The 25,701-nt window shown below is 53.5% G+C and carries 21 protein-coding genes; 10 read left to right on the forward strand and 11 right to left on the reverse strand.

The genetic code is table 11. The annotated features are described in order from the left end of the window. Positions 1–46: 46 nt before the first annotated feature. The 6 genes from menA to priA all read right to left on the reverse strand — a co-directional run bounded on the left by menA (position 47) and on the right by priA (position 7,455). The gene (gene menA / locus E1B03_RS02045) at positions 47–976 is read right to left on the reverse strand and encodes a 1,4-dihydroxy-2-naphthoate polyprenyltransferase (protein ID WP_003825185.1); all 930 of its coding nucleotides are present in this window, start codon (positions 974–976) and stop codon (positions 47–49) included. Between the two features lie 67 nt (positions 977–1,043). Then, positions 1,044–2,375: an ATP-dependent protease ATPase subunit HslU gene (gene hslU, locus E1B03_RS02050; RefSeq protein WP_103771946.1), complete on the reverse strand. Its 1,332-nt coding sequence runs from the start codon at positions 2,373–2,375 to the stop codon at positions 1,044–1,046. Between the two features lie 9 nt (positions 2,376–2,384). After that, complete coding sequence (gene hslV / locus E1B03_RS02055) at positions 2,385–2,915, reverse strand: ATP-dependent protease subunit HslV (protein ID WP_003028805.1); 531 nt, start codon at positions 2,913–2,915, stop codon at positions 2,385–2,387. Positions 2,916–3,006: 91 nt separating this feature from the next. Next, a complete protein-coding gene (gene ftsN, locus E1B03_RS02060) occupies positions 3,007–3,981 on the reverse strand; it encodes a cell division protein FtsN (protein ID WP_103771947.1) in 975 nt (324 codons plus the stop codon). A 93-nt stretch (positions 3,982–4,074) separates the two neighbouring features. After that, on the reverse strand, positions 4,075–5,100 hold the full coding sequence (cytR, locus tag E1B03_RS02070) for a DNA-binding transcriptional regulator CytR (RefSeq protein ID WP_103771948.1): 1,026 nt from the start codon (positions 5,098–5,100) through the stop codon (positions 4,075–4,077). A gap of 156 nt (positions 5,101–5,256) precedes the next feature. After that, the gene (gene priA / locus E1B03_RS02080; RefSeq protein WP_133085614.1) at positions 5,257–7,455 is read right to left on the reverse strand and encodes a primosomal protein N'; all 2,199 of its coding nucleotides are present in this window, start codon (positions 7,453–7,455) and stop codon (positions 5,257–5,259) included. Between the two features lie 204 nt (positions 7,456–7,659). Here priA and rpmE point away from each other — a divergent pair, with 204 nt between their 5' ends. From rpmE to E1B03_RS02095, 3 genes are all read left to right on the forward strand, one after another. After that, positions 7,660–7,872 carry a 50S ribosomal protein L31 gene (gene rpmE, locus E1B03_RS02085; RefSeq protein ID WP_008787040.1) on the forward strand — a complete coding sequence of 71 codons (213 nt, stop codon included), beginning with the start codon at positions 7,660–7,662 and terminating at the stop codon, positions 7,870–7,872. A gap of 339 nt (positions 7,873–8,211) precedes the next feature. Then, positions 8,212–8,892: an oligogalacturonate-specific porin KdgM family protein gene (locus tag E1B03_RS02090; RefSeq protein ID WP_103771951.1), complete on the forward strand. Its 681-nt coding sequence runs from the start codon at positions 8,212–8,214 to the stop codon at positions 8,890–8,892. A gap of 89 nt (positions 8,893–8,981) precedes the next feature. Continuing rightward, positions 8,982–10,406, forward strand: coding sequence for an MFS transporter (locus E1B03_RS02095; RefSeq protein ID WP_103771952.1), 1,425 nt, complete (start codon positions 8,982–8,984; stop codon positions 10,404–10,406). Positions 10,407–10,459: 53 nt separating this feature from the next. Here the strand turns inward: E1B03_RS02095 and metJ are convergent, their stop codons facing one another. After that, the gene (gene metJ / locus E1B03_RS02100) at positions 10,460–10,777 is read right to left on the reverse strand and encodes a met regulon transcriptional regulator MetJ (RefSeq protein WP_003825168.1); all 318 of its coding nucleotides are present in this window, start codon (positions 10,775–10,777) and stop codon (positions 10,460–10,462) included. 265 nt (positions 10,778–11,042) lie between these two features. Between metJ and metB the strand changes: the two genes are divergently transcribed. Beyond that, complete coding sequence (gene metB / locus E1B03_RS02105; protein WP_103771953.1) at positions 11,043–12,203, forward strand: cystathionine gamma-synthase; 1,161 nt, start codon at positions 11,043–11,045, stop codon at positions 12,201–12,203. A 2-nt stretch (positions 12,204–12,205) separates the two neighbouring features. Beyond that, a complete protein-coding gene (gene metL, locus E1B03_RS02110) occupies positions 12,206–14,638 on the forward strand; it encodes a bifunctional aspartate kinase/homoserine dehydrogenase II (protein WP_133085615.1) in 2,433 nt (810 codons plus the stop codon). A gap of 108 nt (positions 14,639–14,746) precedes the next feature. On the opposite strand, the gene E1B03_RS02115 is transcribed toward metL, so the two are convergent. Further along, positions 14,747–15,124, reverse strand: coding sequence for a carboxymuconolactone decarboxylase family protein (locus E1B03_RS02115; protein ID WP_133087184.1), 378 nt, complete (start codon positions 15,122–15,124; stop codon positions 14,747–14,749). A 90-nt stretch (positions 15,125–15,214) separates the two neighbouring features. Between E1B03_RS02115 and E1B03_RS02120 the strand changes: the two genes are divergently transcribed. From E1B03_RS02120 to katG, 3 genes are all read left to right on the forward strand, one after another. Then, positions 15,215–16,123, forward strand: coding sequence for a LysR family transcriptional regulator (locus tag E1B03_RS02120; protein WP_133085616.1), 909 nt, complete (start codon positions 15,215–15,217; stop codon positions 16,121–16,123). Positions 16,124–16,280: 157 nt separating this feature from the next. Further along, positions 16,281–17,168 carry a methylenetetrahydrofolate reductase gene (gene metF / locus E1B03_RS02130; protein ID WP_103771957.1) on the forward strand — a complete coding sequence of 296 codons (888 nt, stop codon included), beginning with the start codon at positions 16,281–16,283 and terminating at the stop codon, positions 17,166–17,168. Between the two features lie 167 nt (positions 17,169–17,335). Further along, positions 17,336–19,516, forward strand: a complete 2,181-nt coding sequence (katG, locus tag E1B03_RS02135) for a catalase/peroxidase HPI (RefSeq protein ID WP_103771958.1) — start codon at positions 17,336–17,338, stop codon at positions 19,514–19,516. Positions 19,517–19,619: 103 nt separating this feature from the next. On the opposite strand, the gene gldA is transcribed toward katG, so the two are convergent. The 3 genes from gldA to ptsP are packed head-to-tail and all read right to left on the reverse strand — an operon-like array spanning position 19,620 to position 23,915. Further along, positions 19,620–20,723, reverse strand: a complete 1,104-nt coding sequence (gene gldA, locus E1B03_RS02140) for a bifunctional L-1,2-propanediol dehydrogenase/glycerol dehydrogenase (RefSeq protein ID WP_103771959.1) — start codon at positions 20,721–20,723, stop codon at positions 19,620–19,622. Positions 20,724–20,735: 12 nt separating this feature from the next. Next, entirely contained in the window at positions 20,736–21,398 is a 663-nt protein-coding gene (gene fsa, locus E1B03_RS02145) for a fructose-6-phosphate aldolase (protein ID WP_133085617.1), read from the reverse strand. 15 nt (positions 21,399–21,413) lie between these two features. Continuing rightward, positions 21,414–23,915, reverse strand: a complete 2,502-nt coding sequence (gene ptsP / locus E1B03_RS02150) for a phosphoenolpyruvate--protein phosphotransferase (protein WP_133087185.1) — start codon at positions 23,913–23,915, stop codon at positions 21,414–21,416. Between the two features lie 308 nt (positions 23,916–24,223). Here ptsP and E1B03_RS02155 point away from each other — a divergent pair, with 308 nt between their 5' ends. After that, complete coding sequence (locus E1B03_RS02155) at positions 24,224–25,303, forward strand: PTS fructose transporter subunit EIIC (protein WP_133085618.1); 1,080 nt, start codon at positions 24,224–24,226, stop codon at positions 25,301–25,303. 14 nt (positions 25,304–25,317) lie between these two features. Continuing rightward, complete coding sequence (locus E1B03_RS02160) at positions 25,318–25,638, forward strand: PTS fructose-like transporter subunit IIB (RefSeq protein ID WP_003825151.1); 321 nt, start codon at positions 25,318–25,320, stop codon at positions 25,636–25,638. The last annotated feature ends 63 nt before the right edge of the window (positions 25,639–25,701 follow it).

Consider the following 25,701-nt stretch of genomic DNA (forward strand, 5'->3'; position numbering starts at 1 on the left):
TGTGTACTGTTGGCAAAATCATCAATTGTTAATTGATATTTGTCAGTTAAAGAGACCACTGACTTAAGAAAATCCCAACAACAAACAGTAAGTTAGTTAATAGCGCCGCTTTTACGGTGCGCTCCAGCATTGGACGCATTGCCGCCGGGTCCATCTCGCGCATCACGTAACGCGCCTGTTTGATTAGCAGCGGAGCGGCGAGGATAAACAGCCATCCCCACAAACTTTGCAGCGAAAACAGGTTAAACAGCGCCAGGCAGACCAGTGTCCCCATCAGCAGGCAGGCATGGTAGCGGCGGGCATTGACGGCACCTAAACGCACGACCAGCGTGTTTTTGCCGTTCTCTCTGTCGCTGTTGATATCGCGCAGGTTATTGACGTTGAGCACGGCGGTTGCCAGCAGGCCGCAGGCGGTGGCAGGCAGAATCAGCGCCGGAATCAGCGTATGTGCCTGTAAATACCAGCTCCCCATCACGCTGAGCCAGCCAAAGAATACCAGCACGGAAATATCACCCAGACCAATGTATCCGTAGGGGCGATTACCCACGGTGTAAGTGATCGCAGCGATAATCGACAGGCCGCCGAGCACCAGGAAACCGACAAAATCCGCCAACGTGTGACAGGCCACAGCAACCAGGGCCAGACCGGACAGACAGATCAACACCACGGTGACGATCAGCGCGCGCTTCATCTGCTGTTGGGTGATAACCCCTTTTTGCATCCCACGCAGCGGTCCAATGCGGTCGGGCTTGTCGCTGCCTTTGACGGCATCGCCATAGTCGTTAGCAAGATTGGACAGAATTTGTAGCAGTCCTGCCGTAATTAATGCCAGCAGAGCAACCAGCGGATCAAAGTATCCTTGCCACCATGCTAATGCCGTACCGACGATGATCGCCGCGAAGGCGAGCGGTAAGGTCTTAGGTCGTAAACTTTCCAGCCAGGCTTGTGAGCGGCTAATTTGTTGTTGTTCAGTCATATTTAGCGCCAATAAAAATGGGGCTTTATCAGCCCCATCAACAGTGATGAAAATGCATTGAACGCGATTATAGGATAAAACGGCTCAGATCTTCATCTGCGACCAGCGCATCCAGATGTTTGCTCACATATTCGGCATCAATTGTGATGCTTTGGCCGTTTAAATCGCTCGCATCATAGGAAATATCTTCCATCAGACGCTCGAGAACGGTATGCAGACGACGTGCACCGATGTTTTCGGTGGTTTCGTTGACCTGCCAGGCCGCTTCGGCAATGCGTTTAATGCCCGATTCGGTGAAGTTGATGTCCACACCTTCGGTCGCCATCAGCGCTTTGTACTGAACGGTGATGGAGGCATTCGGTTCGGTAAGGATACGCTCAAAATCGCCGGTGGTCAGCGCCTGCAGCTCAACACGAATCGGCAGACGACCCTGCAGTTCTGGGATCAGGTCAGACGGTTTCGCGACCTGGAATGCGCCAGAGGCGATAAACAGAATGTGATCTGTTTTCACCATACCGTGTTTGGTGGAAACTGTGCAGCCTTCTACCAGCGGCAGCAGGTCGCGCTGTACGCCTTCACGGGACACGTCCGGGCCGGAGGATTCGCCGCGCTTACAGATTTTGTCGATTTCGTCGATAAACACGATCCCGTGCTGCTCAACGGCGTCGATAGCTTCCTGTTTCAGCTCTTCCGGGTTTACCAGTTTGGCCGCTTCTTCTTCAATCAGCAGCTTCATCGCGTCTTTGATTTTCAGCTTACGCGGTTTTTGCTTCTGACCGCCCAGGTTCTGGAACATGGACTGCAGCTGGCTGGTCATCTCTTCCATTCCCGGAGGCGCCATAATTTCAACGCCCATCGGTGCGGCCGCGAGATCGATCTCGATCTCTTTATCATCCAACTGGCCTTCACGCAGTTTTTTACGGAACGCCTGACGCGCAGCAGAAGGTTCCTGCGGCTGCTCTGACTGTCCCCAGTTATTTTTAGCCGGTGGGATTAGCACGTCGAGAATGCGCTCTTCCGCCATCTCTTCGGCACGGAAGCGGTTTTTCTCGATTGCCTGAACGCGGACCATTTTGATGGCTGCATCGGTCAGATCGCGGATGATGGAATCTACTTCTTTACCAACATAGCCGACTTCGGTGAATTTTGTTGCTTCAACTTTGATGAACGGCGCGTTGGCCAGTTTTGCCAGACGACGGGCGATTTCGGTTTTACCGACGCCGGTCGGGCCAATCATCAGAATGTTTTTCGGCGTAACTTCATGGCGCAGCTCTTCGTTAAGCTGCATGCGGCGCCAGCGGTTACGCAGAGCAATCGCCACGGAGCGCTTAGCGTTATCCTGGCCGATGATGTGTTTGTTCAGTTCGCTGACAATTTCGCGTGGGGTCATTTCAGACATGGGGGATCCTTACGCTTTGGAGTTCAATTCTTCGATGGTATGGAAGTGGTTGGTATAAATGCAGATATCCCCTGCAATATCCAACGCTTTCTCAGCAATTTCGCGTGCGCCAAGCTCGGTGTTTTCCAGCAGAGCGCGAGCAGCAGCCTGGGCGTAAGGGCCGCCGGAGCCGATGGCAATCAGATCGTTTTCTGGCTGAATGACGTCGCCGTTACCGGTGATGATGAGCGATGCAGTTTCATCTGCGACGGCCAGCAGCGCTTCGAGTTTGCGCAGCATACGGTCGGTACGCCAGTCTTTTGCCAGTTCAACGGCAGCTTTTACCAGGTGACCCTGGTGCATTTCCAGCTTGCGTTCGAACAGTTCGAACAGCGTGAATGCATCCGCAGTACCGCCCGCAAAGCCCGCAATGACTTTGTCGTTGTACAGACGGCGGACTTTCTTCACGTTGCCTTTCATTACGGTGTTACCCAGTGTGGCCTGACCATCACCGGCGATTACCACATGGCCGTTACGGCGTACGCTTACTATTGTTGTCACGAGCAGACCCCTTGGTTACAAATGCAATGTACAGGCCCCGCACAGTGTGCGGGGCGTAATGCAAGTATAGATGGGGGGGATTTTGGGGGTTTCAACCCCCAGTGGCGAGTCGAATGCAGTTTGTGTGACCAGCTACCTTCAGGCGGCTGATGGTGTTGTCGGCATTCTCTTTGCCTTTGACCGGACCAATGACCACGCGATTCCAGCCGTTATTGGTGGTAATACGTGAGTTGAAGCCTTCAAAGGCCAGCTGCGCGCGCACGGTTTCTGCCTGCTCAGCGCCTTTAAATGAGCCACACTGTACCATCCAGCGGCGTTCATCTTTTTTCTCCGCCGTCTGTTTTGGCGGCTGCGTTTCATTCGTTATTGGCGCGGCCTGCTGTGTTTTCGGCTGAGCAGCAGCGGTATGCGCAGGCGTTTGCAGCAGATCCTGATACGGCTGCTGGGCCGCCGGTTTTGGCTGCGCTTTCGGCTGCTGTACCGGGGCGGCTTGCGCAGTACGCGTTTGCGGCTGCTGGTACGGCTGCTCCGCAGCCCGCTGGCGTGGCTGTTGAGCCTGCTGCTGGGCGTTGTTCCACTGCTGCTGTTGCACCTGACGCTGACGCTGCAGCGTTTGCTGGCGCTGTTCAGGCGTTTGTTCGTTCCACGGTACTTCGTTGAGCTGCGTTGGCTGTTGACGCATATCAGCCTGCATTTGCGCCAACAGCTGGCGCTGTTCATTGGTAAGCTGATCGGCGTTCAGCACCTCGCCGCCTGCAGACGGTTCGGTAGGCGCGCGTACGCCAGGCTGACGACTTTCCAGCTCCTTGATGTATCGCCAGCGCTCTTCCGGTTTTGGTGGAATGCCATTACCGGTGACTTTCTGGTTTTGCAGCGTTTCGGACTCTTCTTTCTTGTGATGCGTAATGAAGTACAGACCACCGATAAAGGTCACGAGTACGGCTGCAGCAATAGCAACCATAGCGGGCGATACCGCAGGCGTATTGCGTTGTTTTTTCCGTGATGTGCTCTTCTTGCGCCGCGAAGGTGCCGGTTGGCCGCGACGTACATAATCTCGTTGTGCCACTATCGTTTCGCTGTATTTATTCGTTCGTCAGCCCGCCATGTTACTTAAGCGGCGGGCCTTTGACCAGACAGGGGAGTCCGAAAGCACTTTACTTTACGTCAGTGCCCGGGTAGTACCCCGAATAATAAGCTCGCAGTCGAGTAAACGTGAGCCACTGCTGACGTTCTGCCCTTGTAATTGATCGAGCAGTAACAGCATAGCTTCGCGTCCGATATCGAAACGCGGCTGCGCGACGGTTGTCAGGGGTGGATCACAAAATTCCGTGAGCGAAATGTTATCAAAGCCAATGATGGATAAATCGTCAGGCACCTTCAGACCCTGACGTTTGGCGTAAGAGAGGGCGCCCAGCGCCATGACATCGCTGTGGCAAAAGACCGCGGTAGGCGGATGTGGAAGCTCAAGGAGCTGCTTCAGCGCATTGGCTCCCGCTTCATAGGTAAAGTCACCACGCGCGATAAAATGCGGATCGACCGTAATTCCGCTGCGGCGTAATGCCTGAACGTAACCTTGCAGACGGTAATGGCACAGCGGCATGTCCTCTGGGCCGGCGATACAGCCAATGCGTTTATGCCCAAGTTCCAGCAGATAATTCATCGCGTTGAAGGCGGCGGTGAGGTTATCAATGTGCACGGTGGGGAGTTCCAGCTCTGGCGCGAACTCGTTGGACATGACCATTGGCGGCAGGTTGCGCTGCTCTTCCACACTGGCATCAAACGGTAGGCGCGAGCTGAGCAGTACCATGCCATCGATCTGCTTGGTGATAATGAGGTTAAGGAAGGTCTTTTCCTGCTGATTCTGATGCGCGCAATCGCCAATAAGCACCAGGTATCCCTGTTCTGCGGCGGTCACTTCTATGCCGCGAATCACTTCGCTAAAAAATGGATCGCAGATATCCGGCACTATCACCAGAATGGTACGTGATTCATTACGCTTAACGTTGCGTCCCATTGATTGGGGTAAATATCCCACTTCCAGCGCTGCCTGCTCAACCTTGTTACGGGTCGCCTGCGAGACTTTGTCCGGGTTCATTAATGCGCGGGATACGGTTGCCGTTGAGACTTTCGCCTTCAGAGCAACATCTTTCATCGTAGCGGCGGCAACCTGCTTAGTCGGTTTCACTCTTTCTCCTCGCCAGAGGGCTGCTGGCACAGACTCGTCCCTGGGTAACCTTCATCTGAAACATTTTTATCAGATAGTTAATGGAAGCGGTTACAGAATTTTCATAAAAAGTGTGATGGATGTTTAATTTTACGATCCGCCTCGCATCATGAGGGGTTATCCCTCGATGGGATCGACATCCAGCACCCATTTAACCTTACGTGCATCGGGTAACGTATTGATCAGCGCCAGCGTGCCGCTGATGATATGTTGCAGGCGAATTCGCGACGGGTGCTGCAACAAAATTTGCCAGCGATAGCGACCACCGCGTTTAGGTGCCAGGGCGGGAACCGGCCCGAGTACCCAGAGCTTATCATCGGCCAGTGGGCTGGCCTGAATCAGATTTCGCAACTGTTGTAAGAACATTGGCGCATGCTGGTTGTTGTGATCTTCTGCCCGCACGATCGCATGGCTGGTCCACGGTGGAAGCTGGAGCGTTTGTCGCTCGGCCAGCGCCTGCTCGGCAAATGCGTCATAACCTTTATACAGCAAGGTTTGCAGCAGTGGATGCTCAGGATGGTGCGTTTGCAGCACCACTTCGCCCTGTTTCCCGGCGCGTCCTGCTCGCCCGGAAACCTGCGTGTAGAGCTGGGCGAAGCGTTCCGCTGACCGGAAATCTGCAGAGAACAGCGCGCCGTCGACGTCCAGCAGCGCCACCAGGGTGACGTCCGGGAAGTGGTGGCCTTTGGCCAGCATTTGCGTACCGATCAGAATTCGTGCGCCGCCGCGATGCACTTCCGCCAGATGCTGCTCCAGCGACCCTTTACGGCTGGTGGTGTCGCGATCGATGCGTGAGATTGGCACGCCGGGGAAAAAAGGTGCCAGAGCCTGCTCAAGCTGTTCGGTGCCGAGCCCAACCGGAACCATATGCGTTGAGCCACAGGAAGGACATTGGCGCGGTATCGGGCGCTGGCTGTCGCAGTGGTGACAGCGTAAATGGTGCTGTGCCTGATGCAGAGTGTAATAGTGATCGCAGCGCGGACATTCGGCAATCCAGCCGCAATCGTGGCACAGTAGGGCAGGCGCAAAGCCCCGGCGGTTCAAAAACAGGATCACCTGGTTATCTGCTTGCAGGTGCTGACGCATACGGGTGATAAGCGCAGGGGCGAGTCCGGCTTGCACCTGCTGACCTTTGAGGTCCAGCACGTGCTGAGTCGCTGGGCGCGCATTTCCAGCGCGGCGCGTCAGGCGCAGCATGCGATATTTGTTCTGTCGCACGTTACACAGTGTTTCCAGCGCCGGGGTGGCTGAGCCGAGAATAATGGGAATTTGTTCGCTATGGGCGCGATAAACCGCAAGGTCGCGGGCATGGTAACGCCAGCCTTCCTGCTGTTTATAAGAACTGTCGTGCTCTTCGTCGATGACAATCACGCCAAGATTTTTAAAAGGCGTAAACAGCGACGAGCGCGTGCCGATAACAATCGCCGCTTCGCCATTTTTTGCCTTCAGCCATGCCGAAAGACGTTCGCTGTCGTTCAAGCCAGAGTGCAGGACTTCGACCGGTGCATTGAAGCGTTCGCGAAAACGGGCAATAGTTTGTGGCGTCAGGCCAATCTCAGGCACCATCACCAGCGCCTGTTTGCCCTGGGCAAGAACATTTTCCAGCACGCTTAGATAGACCTCTGTTTTGCCGGAACCCGTTACGCCCGCGAGCAACCAGGCGCTAAAACTGTCCGAGGCGCTGTGAATCGCCCCGACGGCGGTGGCTTGCTCGGTGTTCAGCCGCAGACGCTCACCGGAAACTGCATAGTGCGTACGCCAGTCGCTAAAGCTTGGCGTTTCGCTCGCCAGGGAGCACAGCCCTTTTTTCCGCAGCGCCTGTAATGCGGCGTCATTAAATTCCAGTTCAGCCACCTGGTCGCGCCAAATTTTGCCCTGGCGTAACGCGGCCAGCGCCTGCTGCTGCTTGGGAGAGCGCTTAAGGCTGTTGAGATCAATAACCTGACCTTCTTCAGTGGCAAACCAGTACCACATGGGCGCGTTAGTCGCCGGGCGTCCCTGGCGCAGTAAAATTGGCAGGGCATGAAACAGCACGTCGCCAATAGGATGATGATAATAATCAGCCGCCCACAACAACAGACGCCAGACGGAGGTCGAATAAACCGGTTCGCTGTCCAGCACTTCAAGAACGGCTTTCAATTCGTTTAGCGGCAGTTCGCTGTGCTCGCTGACGGAAAGGACGATGCCTACGCGCTCCTGCTGCTTGCCAAAGGGCACGCGTACACGACACCCGGCTTTGACACTCATGCCTTCCGGCAGAAGGTAGTCAAAGGTACGAGGAAGCGGAACGGGTAAGGCAACGTGCGCAACGGGCATTGAATCATCCTGACTTGAAATCTGGCGGGTTAGTATACACATTAGTGAAGGGTAGAATGCGGATCAGTTTGCATGAGCAGGTTAATTTCTGTATGATTCGCCGCCTTTGATACAAATTTGTATCACTGACCTATACTATTAACATCGCGTGGTGTCTGGCGTTAGGGCTGGAAGAGCGACGCGGCCTTAAACCGAGGTTTTCCCATGAAAAAAGATATTCACCCGAAATACGAAGAAATTACTGCAAACTGCTCTTGCGGTAACGTCATGAAAATCCGCTCTACCGTCGGTCACGATCTGAACCTGGACGTGTGCGGTCAGTGCCACCCGTTCTATACTGGCAAGCAGCGTGATGTTGCTACCGGTGGCCGTGTTGATCGCTTCAACAAGCGTTTCAGCATCCCAGGCAGCAAGTAAGTTTAAGCTGTCAGAAAAAAGCGCCTTATGGCGCTTTTTTTGTTTCTGTGCCTGCAGACTGAAATTCGTATTGATGTATCGAATAGTGTCTTTTCTTTAATAAATAAAACAGCGTTTTTATTTTTAAGATAAAATGTTTCAACTGGTGATCTGCGTCCTTTTTATCTTCTGATTTTTGCCACTTATCCATTTTTTTGGCAAAATACCAAAGGTTTCTGCCTTCTTTCTAAAATACACTTTCGTGGAAATATAAAATTATTCTTATTCCTTCATTGTTCCCTTATTTATTGATGGAACAAGATGGACAATTTCCTTGATACAGTATGAAGAGGGATGGTCATGAAATTTAAATCCGCGTTATTACTGATTCCATTATTCTCTGCGGCCGCGCAAGCGGGTTATGTTGATTATCGACATGAATATTATGATGACGGTCGTAATTACGACCGTGTTTATATGTCTCACCGTTTTGCTACCGGTTTTGGTGTAGCAGTAGAAGCCATTTCACGTTCCGAAGATACGCAATCTAATGATGCGTGGAATAATATGGAAAGCAATGGCAACGAGTATACGGCAAGCTACCAGTTCACCTGGCAGGGGCTTATCTGGCAGCCGGGTATTGCCATCGAAACGGGTGATAATATCGCGATATACAAGCCTTATATTCGCGTACAGTATAATATCAACGACAACTGGTGGACCGCGTTCCGTTATCGCCAAGAGTACATGCGCAGAAACTCTGACGGCAAGGATGACCGCATGGTCTATCGTCCGGAAGCATGGCTCGGTTATAACATCAATGACTGGATGTTTGAGCTAAACGGTATTTATAAAATTGCCGATAGCGAAGATTTATATAACAACCGAAAAGACGATTACGAATATAACTTCCGTGTGGCTTATAAGATTGGTTCCTGGGTTCCATTTGTTGAGGTTGGTAACGTTTCCTCGGGATATAATACTACCACCACAGACGATCGTCAGACTCGTTATCGCGTCGGTCTCGGTTATAACTTCTGACCGTTAATACGCTCCGTATAAATTTATTACGTTGAGCATCGGTATATACGCATAATTTGCGTGAATAATGTGTCTAAGGAGTTAGCATCATGTCTAATGATGGAACTATGATCGGAAGTAATCAAAATATTACCGTCAGACCTTTCGGGTTAAGAGATAAATTCGGTTATTTGTGTGGCGACCTCGGAACCTGTTTTATTCTAGGACTGGTAAATAGTTTTTTAATGATTTATTACACCAACGTCCTCGGTATTTCCGGCGTCATTGTGGGTTCACTCTATTTTGTGACCAAACTCTTTGATGCGTTTGTCGACGTTGGCGTAGGGCGCTTATGTGATACCTCTAAACTGACGATACATGGGCGATTTAACCCCTGGGTGCGCCGCATGAAGTATCCGTTCTGTATCATTGCGGTCGTCCTGTTCCTGCCATTTGTGAATGATTTTTCTTATACGGCGAAAATTATCTACATCTGCTGTTCCTATTTTATCTACGGTTCGCTGTTATCAACGGTGAGTATTCCGTATGGCGCCATGTCTGCGGCCATTAGCTCGAACCCGGAGGATCGCGTATCGCTGTCAACCTGGCGCAGCGTTGGGTCTGCCATCGGCGGCGGGACAACCGGCTTTTTTATTCCGATCCTGATGTACACCACCCTCGTGGATGGAAGCCAGGTGATTTCCGGGCAGCATTTCTTCTGGATTGCCATTGGATGTTCAGTGCTGGGCTTTATCTTTTTAACGCTGACCTGTCAGTTAACGACGGAACGTGTGCGCGTTGAAAGAAAAGAGAGCATGCCTGTTTCTGTGCTGCTGAAGGGGTTGTTACGCAATAAGGCGCTGATTGTTTTAGTGGTTGTGGACTTGCTGATCGTAATTAATCAGGGGTTGTCTGGTACTAACATGACTTACCTGTTTAACGACTATTTCCATAACAAAGAGGCTATGTCCGTTGCATTGCTGTTTACCTTTGGCTCTCTGGTTTTGCTGGCGCCATCGGCATCCTGGCTCACAAGACGCTTTGGGAAGAAAGAAGCCAGCGTCGGCGCGTTGCTCTTTGCGGTAGCCATGTATCTGCTGATGTACTTCACCCACATTACCGACGCGAAGGTCTATTTGGTTTTCCTGTTCCTGGCAACGCTGGGGGCAGGATTATTCAATCTGATGATTTGGGCGTTTATGACCGATGTTTGTGATTATCACCAGTATGTCACCGGCGATCGTGAGGATGGAACGGTCTATGGCGTGAACTTCTTTGCCCGTAAAGTTGGTCAGGCGTGTGCAGGGGCGATTGGCGGCTTTATGCTGGCCATCATTGGTTATCAATCTTCGTCAACGGGCGGCGCTGTGCAAACCAGCATCGTGCAGGAAAACATCTATACGATGGCGAATCTCTTACCGGCTTTATGCCTGTTTTTGGCGGCGGTCATTCTGATTTATTTCTATCCATTAAACCGTAAAGAAACGCTCAAAATGGAAGAGACTTTGAATAAGATCAATGGTATCAGTAAGTAACGTATTGAGAAGCGGCGGGAGTGATCCCGCCTTTTCTCATCTGTCTTCAACAATCAGTATTCCCACGTTTCCGGGTTGATACCCAGTTCACGCATGATTACCTTTGCTTCTTCCGGGATTTCATCACTGCGTTCTTTACGCAGGTCGTCATCGTTGGGTAAGGGTTGCCCGGTAAAAGCATGCAGAAACGCTTCACACAGCAGTTCGCTGTTGGTGGCGTGACGCAGGTTGTTAACCTGACGACGCGTGCGTTCATCGGTAAGGATTTTTAACACCTTCAGAGGAATGGAAACCGTAATTTTTTTGACTTGCTCACTCTTCTTACCGTGCTCAGCGTATGGGCTGATATATTCGCCGCTCCATTCAGCCATGAGATACCTAATCCTCTTTGTCATTAATATTGAGGCCAGAACCTGAGCCCGGACCATAATTGCGCGTAGTTTATCGTAGTGGCGTGGCCCTGACACGAAGTAAGCCGACGCAGATGTACGCTAATGCATATAATTTTAACGGCTATTTCCAGTTTGCTCAATCTATACGCAAAGAAGTTTAGATGTCCAGATGTATTGACGGCTATCGTAACTATGATTACTCTGGTGTCTGACTTTTCACCGACTCAGCCAGGATCTCCTCAATATGACGCGTAAACAGGCCACCATCGCAGTGCGTAGCGGATTAAATGACGACGAACAGTACGGTTGCGTTGTCCCGCCGATTCACCTCTCCAGCACCTATAACTTTACCGGTTTTAATGAGCCTCGCGCCCATGACTATTCGCGCCGCGGTAACCCGACGCGTGATGTCGTTCAGCGTGCGCTGGCGGAACTGGAAGGTGGGGCGGGGGCTGTACTGACCAATACCGGCATGTCGGCAATTCATCTGGTGACCACGGTATTTCTCAAGCCTGGCGATCTGCTGGTCGCACCGCACGACTGCTACGGCGGGAGCTATCGTCTGTTTGACAGCCTGGCAAAGCGTGGCTGTTATCGCGTCCTGTTTGTCGATCAAGGCGATGAGCTGGCGTTGCAGGCGGCACTGGCGGAAAAACCGAAACTGGTGCTGGTAGAAAGCCCCAGCAACCCGCTGCTGCGCGTGGTGGATATTGCGAAAATCTGCCAGCAGGCGCGTGAAGCTGGTGCGGTCAGCGTGGTGGACAACACTTTTTTAAGCCCGGCCCTGCAAAATCCTCTGGCATTAGGCGCCGATCTGGTGTTGCATTCATGCACGAAATATTTAAACGGTCACTCCGACGTGGTGGCCGGTGTAGTGATCGCAAAAGATCCGGAACAGGTCACTGAACTGGCATGGTGGGCGAATAATATTGGTGTGACCGGCGGCGCGTTTGATAGTTATCTGCTGTTGCGCGGCCTGCGTACTCTGTCACCTCGCATGGAGGTGGCGCAACGTAATGCTCAGGCGATTGTGGATTATCTGCAAACTCAGCCGCTGGTGAAAAAATTGTATCACCCGTCATTGCCGGAAAATCAGGGGCATGAGATTGCCGCGCGTCAGCAAAAAGGGTTTGGCGCGATGTTGAGTTTTGAGCTGGATGGCGATGAGCAAACGCTGCGTCGCTTCCTTGGCGGGTTGTCATTGTTTACGCTGGCGGAATCATTAGGGGGCGTTGAAAGTCTGATCTCCCACGCCGCAACCATGACTCACGCGGGTATGGCGCCAGAAGCGCGTGCTGCTGCCGGAATTTCGGAAACGCTACTGCGTATCTCCACCGGTATTGAAGATGGCGAAGATTTAATTGCCGACCTGGAAAATGGCTTCCGGGCTGCAAACAAGGGGTAAACATGAGTGTGATTGCGCAGGCAGGGGCGAAGGGTCGTCAACTGCACAAATTTGGTGGTAGTAGTCTGGCTGATGTGAAATGTTATCTGCGTGTCGCAGGCATTATGGCGGAATACTCACAGCCTGATGACATGATGGTTGTTTCAGCCGCAGGCAGTACCACTAACCAGTTGATTAGCTGGCTGAAATTAAGCCAGACCGATCGTCTTTCTGCGCATCAGGTTCAACAGGCTTTACGTCGCTATCAAAGCGAGCTTATCAGCGGTTTGTTACCTCCCGAAGTGGCGGATGGACTGATCGGCGCGTTTATTCACGACCTGGAGCGCCTGGCCGGATTACTCGACAGCGGTGTGAACGATGCCGTCTATGCCGAAGTTGTCGGGCATGGCGAGGTATGGTCGGCGCGTTTGATGTCCGCCGTCCTTAACCAACAGGGGCTGGAGTCGGCCTGGTTGGATGCCCGCGATTTTTTACGTGCTGAACGCGGTGCTCAGCCGCAGGTCGATGAAGGTCTTTCTTACCCACTGCTGCAACAACTGCTGGCGCAGCATCCGGGTAAACGTCTGGTCGTTACCGGCTTTATTAGCCGCAGCAACGCCGGTGAAACGGTACTGCTGGGACGCAACGGTTCCGACTACTCAGCAACGCAGGTTGGCGCGCTGGCGGGCGTTTCCCGCGTAACTATCTGGAGCGATGTCGCCGGGGTTTACAGCGCGGATCCGCGTAAAGTAAAAGATGCCTGTCTGCTGCCGCTGCTGCGTTTGGATGAAGCCAGCGAGCTGGCGCGTCTGGCGGCGCCGGTTCTCCATGCCCGTACCCTACAGCCGGTTTCCGGCAGCGATATCGATCTCCAACTGCGTTGTAGCTATACGCCGGAGCAAGGTTCAACGCGTATTGAACGCGTGCTGGCTTCCGGTACCGGGGCGCGTATTGTGACCAGCCATGACGACGTGTGCCTGATTGAGTTTCAGGTTCCTGGCGGCCAGGATTTTAAACTGGCCTACAAAGAGATAGATCAGATTTTAAAACGCACTCAGGTGCGTCCGCTGGCAGTCGGTGTGCATCCTGACCGCCAACTGCTGCAATTTTGCTATACCTCCGAAGTCGCTGACGGTGCCCTGAAAATTCTGGATGAAGCTGCCCTGCCGGGCGAGCTGCGTCTGCGCCAGGGGCTGGCGCTGGTGGCGATGGTTGGGGCGGGCGTCACCCGTAACCCACTGCACTGCCATCGTTTCTGGCAACAACTGAAAGGTCAGCCGGTTGAATTTACCTGGCAGTCGGAAGAGGGCATCAGCCTGGTTGCGGTACTGCGCACCGGCCCGACGGAGAGCCTGATTCAGGGTCTGCACCAGTCAATCTTCCGCGCGGAAAAACGCATTGGTCTGGTGCTGTTCGGCAAAGGTAACATTGGCTCGCGCTGGCTGGAGCTGTTTGCCCGTGAGCAGAGCACGCTCTCGGCGCGTACCGGATTAGAGTTCGTGCTGGCAGGTGTGGTTGACAGCCGTCGTAGTCTGTTGAATTACGAAGGGCTGGATGCCAGCCGCGCGTTGGCCTTCTTTGATGACGAAGCGGTAGAACAAGATGAAGAGTCGTTGTTCCTGTGGATGCGTGCCCACCCGTATGATGATTTAGTGGTGTTGGATGTTACAGCCAGTGAGCAACTGGCGGATCAGTATCTGGATTTCGCCAGCCATGGTTTCCACGTCATCAGCGCCAACAAGCTGGCAGGGGCGAGCAGCAGTAATAATTACCGTCAGATCCATGACGCCTTTGAAAAAACGGGTCGCCACTGGCTGTATAACGCCACCGTAGGCGCGGGCTTGCCGATCAACCATACCGTACGCGATCTGATTGATAGCGGGGATACCATTTTGTCGATCAGTGGGATCTTCTCCGGTACGTTGTCGTGGTTGTTCCTGCAATTTGATGGCACGGTCCCATTTACCGATCTGGTGGATCAGGCGTGGCAGCAGGGGCTGACTGAACCTGACCCGCGCGTGGATCTTTCCGGCAAAGATGTGATGCGTAAGCTGGTGATTCTGGCGCGTGAAGCGGGTTACGACATCGAACCGGACCAGGTACGCGTGGAGTCGTTGGTGCCTGCGCACTGTGAAGAAGGTTCCATTGATCATTTCTTTGAAAATGGCGATGAGCTGAATGAGCAAATGGTGCAGCGCCTGGAAGCGGCACGTGAAATGGGACTGGTGCTGCGCTATGTAGCGCGTTTTGATGCTAACGGTAAAGCGCGCGTTGGTGTTGAGGCGGTTCGTCCTGAACACCCGCTGGCGGCGCTGTTGCCGTGCGATAACGTCTTCGCCATTGAAAGCCGCTGGTATCGCGATAACCCGCTGGTGATCCGTGGACCAGGCGCAGGCCGTGACGTCACCGCCGGAGCGATTCAGTCAGACATTAACCGCCTGGCGCAGTTGCTGTAGTTTGCGTTGCCGGATGGCGCTTGCGCTTATCCGGCCTACATATGACACGAACCGTAGGCCCGGTAAGCGGCAGCGCCACTGGGCAAATCTCTCCGCTGGTCTGTTGTTTTAGCCTTTGTGAGAGGCAAACACCTCTTTTGCGGCGAACAAGCCATTGAGTGCCGCAGGGAAGCCTGCATATACGGCCATCTGCATAATCACTTCAACGATCTCCTTCTGCGTTAAACCTACGTGTAATGCCGCGCCAATATGTACCTTTAGCTGCGGTGCGGCGTTACCCAGCGCAGTTAATGCCGCGACGGTAGCGATTTCTCTGCTGCGTAAATCTAGCCCCGGTCTTGAATAGATATCGCCAAAAGGAAATTCAATCAGGTATTGGGCGAAGTCTGGCGCAATATCTTGCAGACTTGCAATAACCGCATCGCCGCCTTTTCCATCCACTTTTTGCAACATCTCCTGACCGGTAACAAAGCGTTCTGAAGGCATCATTTCTTCCTCTCTTGTGTTTGTCTGTGGTGTGAGGATAGAGCGTGCGGAATGATTGGGATAATACCGTTTCCGTGATACCTTTTTGGTATGACAATATCGTCTTTGCACTCTCTGGACATTCGCCTGCTGCGTTACTTTGCCGTAGTAGCGGAGGAGAACAATATGAGCCGGGCGGCGCAGCGTTTGTTTATGTCGCAGCCGCCGCTGAGTCGCCACATTCGCCAGCTTGAAGACCGCCTGGGGGTAACACTTTTTGTCCGCCATACCCGTGGGCTAACGCTGACGGAGGACGGCCAACGCGTACTTGAAATCGTGCGCCCGCTATTGGTGCTACAGGATAAAACCTGGGCGGCGCTGAGTCAGTTAGCGAAAACGGGGGAACAATCTCTGCGCTTAGGGCTAAGTACGGCGTTTGAGCAGGGCGTTTTTGCGGCGCTTGAGTCGCAGCTTAATAAACGCGTACAGAAACTGCATATTGTTCGTCATGGTTCGCCTGAACTGGCGCGGCAGGTGCGTCGGGGAAAACTGGATGCAGCACTGGTGGCGCTACCGCTTGAAACTTCAGGGCTTAGCGTCATGTCGCTTAGCTGGCAAGAATCGATGATTGCCGCCTTACCCGCGCTATGGTCAGAGGTGAGGCTGTCATCGCTCTCGTTAACGGCGCTGAACCACCGACCATTATTTTGGTTCAAACGCGAACGTAACCCAGCCTTTTTTGATTACACCCGACATATTTTTCGTCGTGCGGGTTACTCACCTGTCTGTATTGAAGAGCCGCTGGAACATGACGTGCTGCTGGCTCGGATCGCACAGGGTGACGGTCTGAGCCTGATTCCGGCCTCTTTTTCCGCGATCCAGCGTCAGGGTGTGATCTTCCTTCCACTTACTGATACCGAATTGCGTATTAGCATGGGGTTGCTGTTGCTGCCAGAGAACGTAACAAAATTAGAGTGGTTGCAGACGCTCGTGACGCAATCTCTCATCATTTCAGGCTGATGTGAATTTTTTTCACGTTGGCTGAGTATTCCTCACCTTTAACGATGATTTTTGTGTTGACGCCAGCGTGCTTTTCCGTCATTTTTACATCTAGACGTCTAAACGTATAGCAGTTCACAACACAACATATAACGACAAAAGATTGATGAGGTAAGGTATGAGCTTTTTTCACGCCAACCAGCGGGAAGCCCTGAATCAGAGCCTGGCAGAAGTACAGGGTCAGATTAACGTTTCGTTTGAGTTTTTCCCGCCGCGCACCAGTGAAATGGAGCAAACCCTGTGGAACTCCATCGATCGCCTGAGCAGCCTGAAGCCGAAGTTTGTTTCAGTCACTTACGGCGCAAACTCTGGTGAGCGCGACCGTACGCACAGCATTATCAAAGGTATTAAGGATCGCACGGGTCTTGAAGCGGCTCCGCACCTGACCTGTATTGATGCGACCCGCGATGAGCTGCGCACCATTGCTCAGGATTACTGGAATAACGGTATTCGTCATATTGTTGCCCTGCGCGGTGACCTGCCGCCGGGAAGCGGTAAACCGGATATGTACGCCTCTGACCTGGTGACTCTGCTGAAAGACGTTGCGGACTTTGATATCTCCGTTGCGGCTTACCCGGAAGTACACCCGGAAGCGAAGAGCGCTCAGGCCGATTTGCTGAACCTGAAGCGTAAGGTTGATGCCGGTGCAAACCGCGCGATTACCCAATTTTTCTTCGATGTAGAAAGCTATCTGCGTTTTCGCGATCGCTGTGTGTCTGCGGGAATCGATGTGGAAATTATTCCAGGCATCCTGCCGGTATCTAACTTTAAACAGGCGAAAAAATTTGCCGACATGACCAACGTCCGCATTCCGGCGTGGATGTCGACTATGTTCGATGGCCTTGATGACGATGCGGAAACCCGCAAGCTGGTGGGGGCAAACATCGCCATGGACATGGTGAAAATTCTCAGTCGCGAAGGGGTGAAAGATTTTCATTTCTATACCCTAAATCGCGCAGAAATGAGCTACGCAATTTGTCACACGCTGGGGGTAAGACCAGCATAATCAGTACGTCAGCCCTCTTCGGAGGGTTTTTTATTGATCATTTTGATCTACATCTCTGTAACTTTAAATATAAAAGGAATTAGCTATCGAATCTGTGGGTTTTTTCGACTATATCTTATCTCTGGTGGTGTATATCGTAGTCAGAACACTGTAAAGGGAGCATATAGATGAGCATGTCCGACGATAGCCAGAACGCATCAACTGCCGGTAAGTGTCCTTTCCATCAGGGCGGGCCGGATCACAGCGCGGGTGCAGGAAGAAATAACCGCGACTGGTGGCCTAATCAACTCCGCGTTGATCTTTTAAACCAACATTCCAATCGTTCGAACCCGCTGGGTGAGGACTTCGACTACCGCAAAGAATTTAGCAAACTTGACTACTCTGCCCTGAAAGGGGATCTCAGAGCCCTTCTGTCCGAATCTCAACCGTGGTGGCCTGCTGACTGGGGCTCTTATGCCGGTTTGTTTATCCGTATGGCATGGCACGGTGCAGGGACCTATCGCTCTATCGATGGACGCGGTGGCGCGGGTCGCGGACAGCAGCGTTTTGCACCATTGAACTCCTGGCCGGACAACGTCAGCCTGGATAAAGCGCGTCGCCTGCTGTGGCCAATCAAGCAGAAATATGGTCAGAAAATTTCCTGGGCCGACCTGTTTATCCTCGCGGGGAACGTGGCGCTGGAAAACTCCGGCTTCCGTACCTTCGGCTTTGGCGCCGGTCGTGAAGACGTCTGGGAACCAGACCTCGACGTCAACTGGGGTGATGAAAAAGCCTGGCTGACCCACCGTCATCCGGAAGAGCTGGCAAAAGCGCCGCTGGGCGCAACCGAAATGGGCCTGATCTATGTGAACCCGGAAGGACCGGACCATAGCGGCGAACCGCTTTCTGCGGCAGCGGCTATTCGCGCGACCTTCGGTAACATGGGGATGAACGACGAAGAAACCGTGGCGCTGATTGGCGGCGGTCATACGTTGGGCAAAACTCACGGTGCAGCACCGGCATCGCACGTTGGGGCCGATCCAGAATCCGCTCCGATCGAAGCACAGGGCCTGGGCTGGGCGAGCAGCTACGGCAGCGGCGCGGGCGCAGACGCAATTACTTCCGGTCTGGAAGTTGTGTGGACGCAGACGCCAACCCAATGGAGCAACTATTTCTTCGAGAACCTGTTCAAATACGAGTGGGTACAAACTCGCAGTCCGGCAGGTGCAATTCAGTTTGAAGCGGTTGACGCGCCAGAAATTATCCCCGATCCGTTTGATCCGTCGAAGAAACGTAAGCCGACAATGCTGGTTACCGACCTGACGCTGCGTTTCGATCCTGAGTTCGAAAAGATCTCCCGCCGTTTCCTGAACGATCCACAGGCGTTCAACGAAGCGTTTGCCCGCGCGTGGTTTAAACTGACGCACCGTGATATGGGGCCAAAAGCGCGTTACATCGGACCGGAAGTGCCAAAAGAAGATCTGATTTGGCAAGACCCGCTGCCGCATGCGTTTTTCAACCCAAGCGAAGAAGATATCCTGAAGCTGAAGGCGACCATCGCTGATTCCGGCCTGTCCGTGGGCGAACTGGTATCGGTGGCGTGGGCTTCGGCATCGACTTTCCGCGGTGGTGATAAACGTGGCGGCGCTAACGGCGCGCGTCTGGCGCTGGATCCACAGCGCGGCTGGGATGTGAATGCCACCGCGGCACGCGTTCTGCCTGTGCTGGAAGGTATTTATAAGTCTGCCCATACCGCCTCGTTGGCCGATATTATCGTGCTGGCAGGGGTTGTTGGTATAGAGCAGGCGGCCAGCGCTGCGGGTGTCAGTATCAAGGTACCTTTTGCGCCGGGCCGTGTGGATGCGCGTCAGGATCAAACGGATATTGAGATGTTTGAACTGCTCGAGCCGATTGCTGATGGTTTCCGTAACTACCGCGCTCGTCCTGACGTGTCGACCACCGAGTCGCTGCTGATCGATAAAGCGCAACAGCTGACGCTAACCGCACCGGAAATGACCGTGCTGGTGGGCGGTATGCGCGTACTGGGCACTAACTTCGATGGTAGCCAGCACGGCGTCTTTACCGATCGCCCAGGCGTGCTCAGCACTGACTTCTTCGTCAATCTGCTGGATATGCGTAATGAGTGGAAGGCGGTTGATGAGTCGCAAGAGCTATTCGAAGGTCGTGACCGTCTGAGCGGCGAAGTAAAATACACCGCAACCCGCGCCGATCTGGTGTTTGGTTCTAACTCTGTACTGCGCGCAGTGGCTGAAGTTTATGCCTGCAGCGATGCCCACGAGAAATTCGTGAGAGATTTCGTGGCCGCATGGGTGAAAGTGATGAACCTGGATCGTTTCGATCTGCTGTAAACAAAACGCCGGATGGCGCTGACGCTTATCCGGCCTACAGTATCGGTACAATGTTGCCGTTTGTAGGCCGGATCAGGCGAAGCCGCCATCCGGCATTCTAACGTTATTCCCACTCTTGCAGATAACGCTGACCGTACTGGTCAGCCACCAGCAGGGCGGCATACACCTGGTCCGGCGTTGCACCGCCAGGCATGTTGTGGATGGTTTCGCCTTCGGCGCAGGCTGCCTCAGCCACAATGCGCATTTTCGCCGGGATATCCTGTTTGATGTCCAGTTGCGCCAGGGTAATCGGCAGGCCAACGGAATGACACAGCGCGGCAACGGTTTCAATTTCATCAACCGGTGCGTTTTCCAGCACCAGCTGCGTCAGCGTGCCGAAAGCCACTTTCTCGCCGTGGTAGTAATGATGCGCATCCGGGATTGCGGTCAGACCGTTATGAATGGCGTGAGCCGCTGCCAGACCACCGCTTTCAAAACCGACGCCGCTCAGATAGGTGTTGGCTTCAATAACGCGATCCAGCGCAGGCGTTACCACGTGCTGCTCTGCTGCCAGCATCGCTTTTTCACCTTCTTCGATCAGCGTATTAAAGCACAGCTCAGCGAGCGCCAGTGCCGCCTGAGTACACTGACCACCGGCCATGGTAGTTGCGCCGCTGCGTGAACAGGCGCGCGCTTCGAACCAGGTCGCCAGCGCATCGCCAATACCCGCAGCTAACAGACGCGCCGGTGCGCCCGCGACAATTTTGGTATCCACAATCACCCTGTCCGGGTTATTGGGCAGCAGCAGATAGCGATCGAATTCACCCGCATCGGTGTAAATGACGGACAGCGCGCTGCACGGCGCATCGGTAGAGGCGATGGTTGGGGCAATGGCGACAGGCACGGCCATAAAGTGCGCCAGCGCTTTGGCAGTATCCAGCGTTTTACCGCCGCCAATACCGAGTACCGCGCCACACTGCGCTTTTTCTGCCACGCCGCGCAGACGGTCGATCTCGTTTTGTGAACATTCGCCGCCAAACGGCGCAATCTCCAGCGCCAATCCGGCATCCTGGAAGCTTTTTTCCAGTGCGCCCTGGGCAAAGCCTAATACAAACTTGTCCCCAACGACCAGCCAGCGTTCTGCCAGTGGTTTGAGGTAGCTGCCAAGACGGGTAATAACATCGGCACCCTGGATGTACTTACCAGGTGATTGAATAATGCGATCCATACTTTATTTCCCTCACAGGTTGATGTGACCAAATGCGTTGTTCCAGTCCTGCTCAAATTTCTCTATTGCTGACTCTACCGCAGGGGTATTGAGCATTTGTTGCGCTACGTCTAAGGGCAGAGTGATTGCTTCGCATCCTGCCAGTAAGCAATCCAGCGCCTGACGCGGGGTTTTAAAGCTGGCGGCCAGTACCATGCTGTTCGGCGCATGCAGTTCCAGTAACGTTTGCAGTTCCTGTACTGTGCGAATCCCGTCGCCACCCTGTGCGTCGATACGGTTAACGTAAGGCGCGATATATTTGGCTCCTGCCAGCGCGGCAAGCAACCCCTGAGAGGCGCTGTACACGGCGGTTCCCAGCGTGGTGATGCCCTCTTTTTTTAGCATTTTGATCGCGGCCAGACCTTCGGATGTCACCGGGATTTTTACCACCAGACCGGGGACCGCATTACTCAGACGCTTGGCTTCATCCACCATGCCCTGCGCGTCGCGGCTCATGGTCTGGGCAAACAGAATGCCCTCTTCACCAATGGCGTTTTGCAAACGCGGCAGCACGTCCCAGATGGATTCTTTGCTTGCTGCCACAATGCTTGGGTTGGTGGTGACCCCCGCGATAGGGAAGATGCGTGCCAGACGTTCGACTTCCGCGACGTTGGCGGTATCAAGGTAAAGTTCCATACAAAAGCACCCTTTTTAAAGTTCAAGTTCATGTTGCAACAGACTGGCGATAGCGTCGGCTGAGGCGGCGCTAACCAGTGCGTTACGGAATTCTTCATGCATAATGCGACGTGCCAGACGCGAGAAAATACGCATATGCTGGTCGCCAGCGGCGTGTTTGTTGAGCGTCAGCATAATAATGAACTGCGCATCATCATCCCCCCAACGTACCGGCGCTTGCAGGCGCGCTACGCTGATGGTGGATTGCTCAATATGTTCGGACTTGCTGTGCGGAATGGCGAAGCTAAAACCTAATCCGGTAGAGAAGACGGCTTCGCGCGCCCACAGATCGGCCTCCAGTTTACGTGGATAGCGGCAGCGACCTGCCAACAACAGATTGTCGGTCATCCCTTTGATGACCTCCTCTTTACTACGCCAGTCGCTATCCAGCGTGATGCACTCGGCGGTAACCAGAGGCGTATCCTGTTGGGTCATGCGGAACTGGGCCAGCAGATGTTCTACCTCCAGCGAAGTTCGACAGGCCATTGCTTGATTCAGCAACTGACGGCAGGCGCGGCTGTCGAGCTGTGCCATCCGTGCTTTAGCGGCGGGAATGGAGGGGGCACTCATGCTGATCTCGTCCAGACCCAGTCCCACCAGCAGCGGCAGCACCGAACCTTTGGCACCCAGTTCGCCGCACAGGCCAATCCATTTCCCCTGACGATGTACTGCCTGCACGGCGTAATCCAGTGCGCGCAGGAAGGCCGGATTCAGGCTGTTGTAATGGCGGGTAACTTTGGCGTTGTCGCGGTCGACTGCCAGCAGATATTGCGTCAGGTCATTGCTGCCAATACTAAAGAAATCAATTTCTTCACAGCATTGATCGATGATGAACATCACCGACGGAACCTCCAGCATAATACCGAGCTGGATCTTTTCATCAAATGGGATGTGTTCACTGCGCAACTGCTGTTTGGCTTCAGCCAGCTTCTCTTTGACCCACAGGATCTCTTCCATAGAGGAGATCATTGGGATCATGATTTTCAGGTTACCGTGTGCTGATGCGCGCAGGATCGAACGCAACTGGGTGGTAAACAACGCGGCGTATTCTTCATAGATACGCACCGCGCGATAGCCGAGGAACGGGTTGGTTTCGGCAGGAATATTCAGGTAATCAACGGGTTTATCACCGCCGATATCCATGGTGCGCACAATGATGCTGCGTCCCTGTGCAGGCTCCAACGCCTGGCAGAAAATGTTGTATAGCTCGTTCTCATCCGGGGCGCTGGTACGGTCCATATACAGCATTTCCGTACGGAACAGGCCAACTGCTTCCGCGCCGTTGCCAAAAGCTGCCTGCGCTTCCACGGAATGGGCGATGTTGGCGGCCACTTCCATGCGGATGCCATCAGCCGTGCGCGCCTCCTGGGTCAGCCAGATACGTTGCTGTTCTCGAAGGGCATCCTGAATACGGGCTTCCTGCTGGTAGTAACGCACCACGGATTCCTCAGGGGCAACGACGACCGCTCCTGCGTTACCATCAATATAAACCGTTTGCTGCAGCCATGGCGTCAAAGAGTCAATATCCACGCCAACCAGCGTAGGGATGTTGAATGACCGGGCGAGAATCACCGTGTGTGAAGTGGTGCCGCCGCTTTTTAACAGCAGGCCTTTCAGCAGTGTTTTGTCCAGTTCGAGGAACTGGCTCGGTGTTAGCTCATCCGCCATACAGATCGTAGGCTGAGTTAATTTTCCCGGTGCAGGGAAACGCTGCTCTCCATAAATTTGCTGCAGAAGCTGGAAGCAGACATCGCGCACATCCAGCGCGCGTTCCTGTAAATAGCTGCTGCTGGAACGCGCGAATTCATCACAAAAATGTTCGGCACTTTCGACAACCGCCTGAGCGCAGCTTAACCCGCGAGATACGCCGGCGAGCAGGTGCTGACGCAGTGAGAGATCGCCTGCCAGCGAGCGGTGTGCTTCCAGAATCGCACTGGTTGCGCCGTCGCTGTCGAGTAATCGAAACTCAATATTCTTCATCAACAGTGTTAAACCGTTATCCAGGGCTGCTTGCTCGGTTTCACTATCTTGAGCGGATGGGAGGTTACTGAGTGCGTTGAGATCCAGCGAAGAGAGCAGGCTCAGAACGCCTCCCGCACTGCCGCTGCAGACGGTGCGAGCGCGGAAAAGCTGTGGATTTAAATGGGTGAGGGATGCCGGAAGTGGCTCCAGCTCGTTGTTTTTGGTTTCCGCTAGCGGTGCATCGCAGTGCGGAAATTCATTACGTAACCATTGGCTCAGATGCTGGTGGGCTGCCTGTTCATCTGTACCTGAAATCAGCAACTGGCAACTATCCCCCGCCAGAGTATCGGTGCCAATTAGCGACAGCGCGCTCTTGGCGTTGCCCTTACGTTCGGTACGCAGGTTATGCCACTCAATGTGCGAGGTAAATGTGTTGCACTGCGTTTCTATGTGGCTTGCCGGACGCGCATGTACGCCATTAGGCAGCTCACAGGTAAATTCCACAATCAGGGCCATAGCCTCATCTCCCATAACGATTTCTCGCTACAGGATAAAAGGGCAACGCCTGAGCCTGCCATGTGACAAATCTGCCAAAAGCTGGATAAATGTAATGTAACCATCAAAGTGAGATATCCCTCACAAGTCAGCGAGTCCCTTATAAATTCCGAGAAACTGCAAGTTATGAGGCGGATCGCATTTTTGTACTGACATTACAAAAGTCCAGCAAATGGCCTTTTTATCCACTGTTTGCGTCGCGTCGGATTGCCTATTGTTTTCCGCAACAAGTTTATGGATATGGGCTTTAGGCAGCCCGGGAGCGACTTATGAAAGAGTTGGTACAAATCCTGAAAAATACTCGTCAGCACCTGATGACCGGTGTTTCGCATATGATCCCCTTCGTAGTAGCGGGCGGTATTTTGCTTGCTGTCTCCGTCATGCTGTATGGCAAGGGCGCGGTACCTGACGCTGCGACCGATCCTAATCTCAAAAAGCTGTTTGATATCGGTGTGGCCGGACTGACGTTGATGGTGCCATTTCTTGCCGCTTATATCGGCTATTCCATCGCTGAACGTTCTGCTCTGGCCCCTTGTGCGATTGGCGCATGGGTGGGAAACAGCTTTGGCGCAGGTTTTTTCGGCGCATTAATTGCCGGGATTATTGGCGGTATCGTCGTCCATTATCTGAAGAAGATCCCGGTACATAAGGTGTTGCGCTCGGTAATGCCTATCTTCGTTATTCCTATCGTCGGCACCTTTATCACTGCAGGCATCATGATGTGGGGCCTGGGAGAACCCGTTGGCGCGTTAACCACTAGCCTGACCGAGTGGCTGCAGGGTATGCAGCAGGGCAGCATCGTGTTGTTGGCAGTAATCATGGGACTGATGTTGGCCTTCGATATGGGAGGGCCGATTAACAAAGTTGCCTACGCCTTCATGCTGATTTGCGTGGCGCAGGGGGTTTATACCGTAGTGGCGATTGCCGCGGTAGGGATCTGCGTGCCGCCGCTGGGTTTAGGTCTGGCGACGCTGATTGGTCGTAAGAATTTCTCTTCTGAAGAACGTGAAGCCGGTAAAGCCGCGCTGGTAATGGGCTGCGTCGGGGTAACGGAAGGCGCAATTCCCTTTGCTGCCGCCGATCCGCTGCGCGTTATTCCATCGATTATGGTTGGCTCGGCCTGCGGCACGGTAACCGCCGCGCTGTTTGGTGCGCAGTGTTATGCCGGTTGGGGCGGGCTGATTGTTCTACCCGTTGTAGAAGGAAAACTGGGTTATATCGCGGCGGTTGCCGTTGGCGCTGTAGTGACCGCAGTGTGCGTTAACGTACTGAAAAATCTGGCGCGGAAAAAAGTGTCTCAGGTCGACCAGAAAGAAGACGACCTGGATTTAGATTTTGAAATGAATTAAGTGAGGAATGAGTCATGACCAAGATTATCGCAGTAACCGCATGTCCTTCTGGTGTCGCCCACACCTATATGGCAGCCGAAGCGCTGGAAAGCGCCGCTAAAGCCAAAGGTTGGCAAGTAAAGGTTGAGACTCAGGGGTCGATCGGTCTGGAAAACGAACTGACCGCGGCGGACGTGGCGGAAGCCGACATGGTCATTCTGACCAAGGACATTGGCATTAAATTTGAAGAGCGTTTTGCGGGCAAAACTATCGTTCGCGTCAACATCAGCGATGCGGTGAAACGTGCCGACGCCATCATGAACAAGATTGGCGCACACCTTGCGCAAACCGCTTAACCGTTTGCTTGCCGGATGGTGGCTTCGCCTTATCCGGCCTACAGATGCGTAGGCCTGATAAGC

Source organism: Citrobacter arsenatis, from assembly GCF_004353845.1.
Lineage (GTDB): Bacteria > Pseudomonadota > Gammaproteobacteria > Enterobacterales > Enterobacteriaceae > Citrobacter > Citrobacter arsenatis.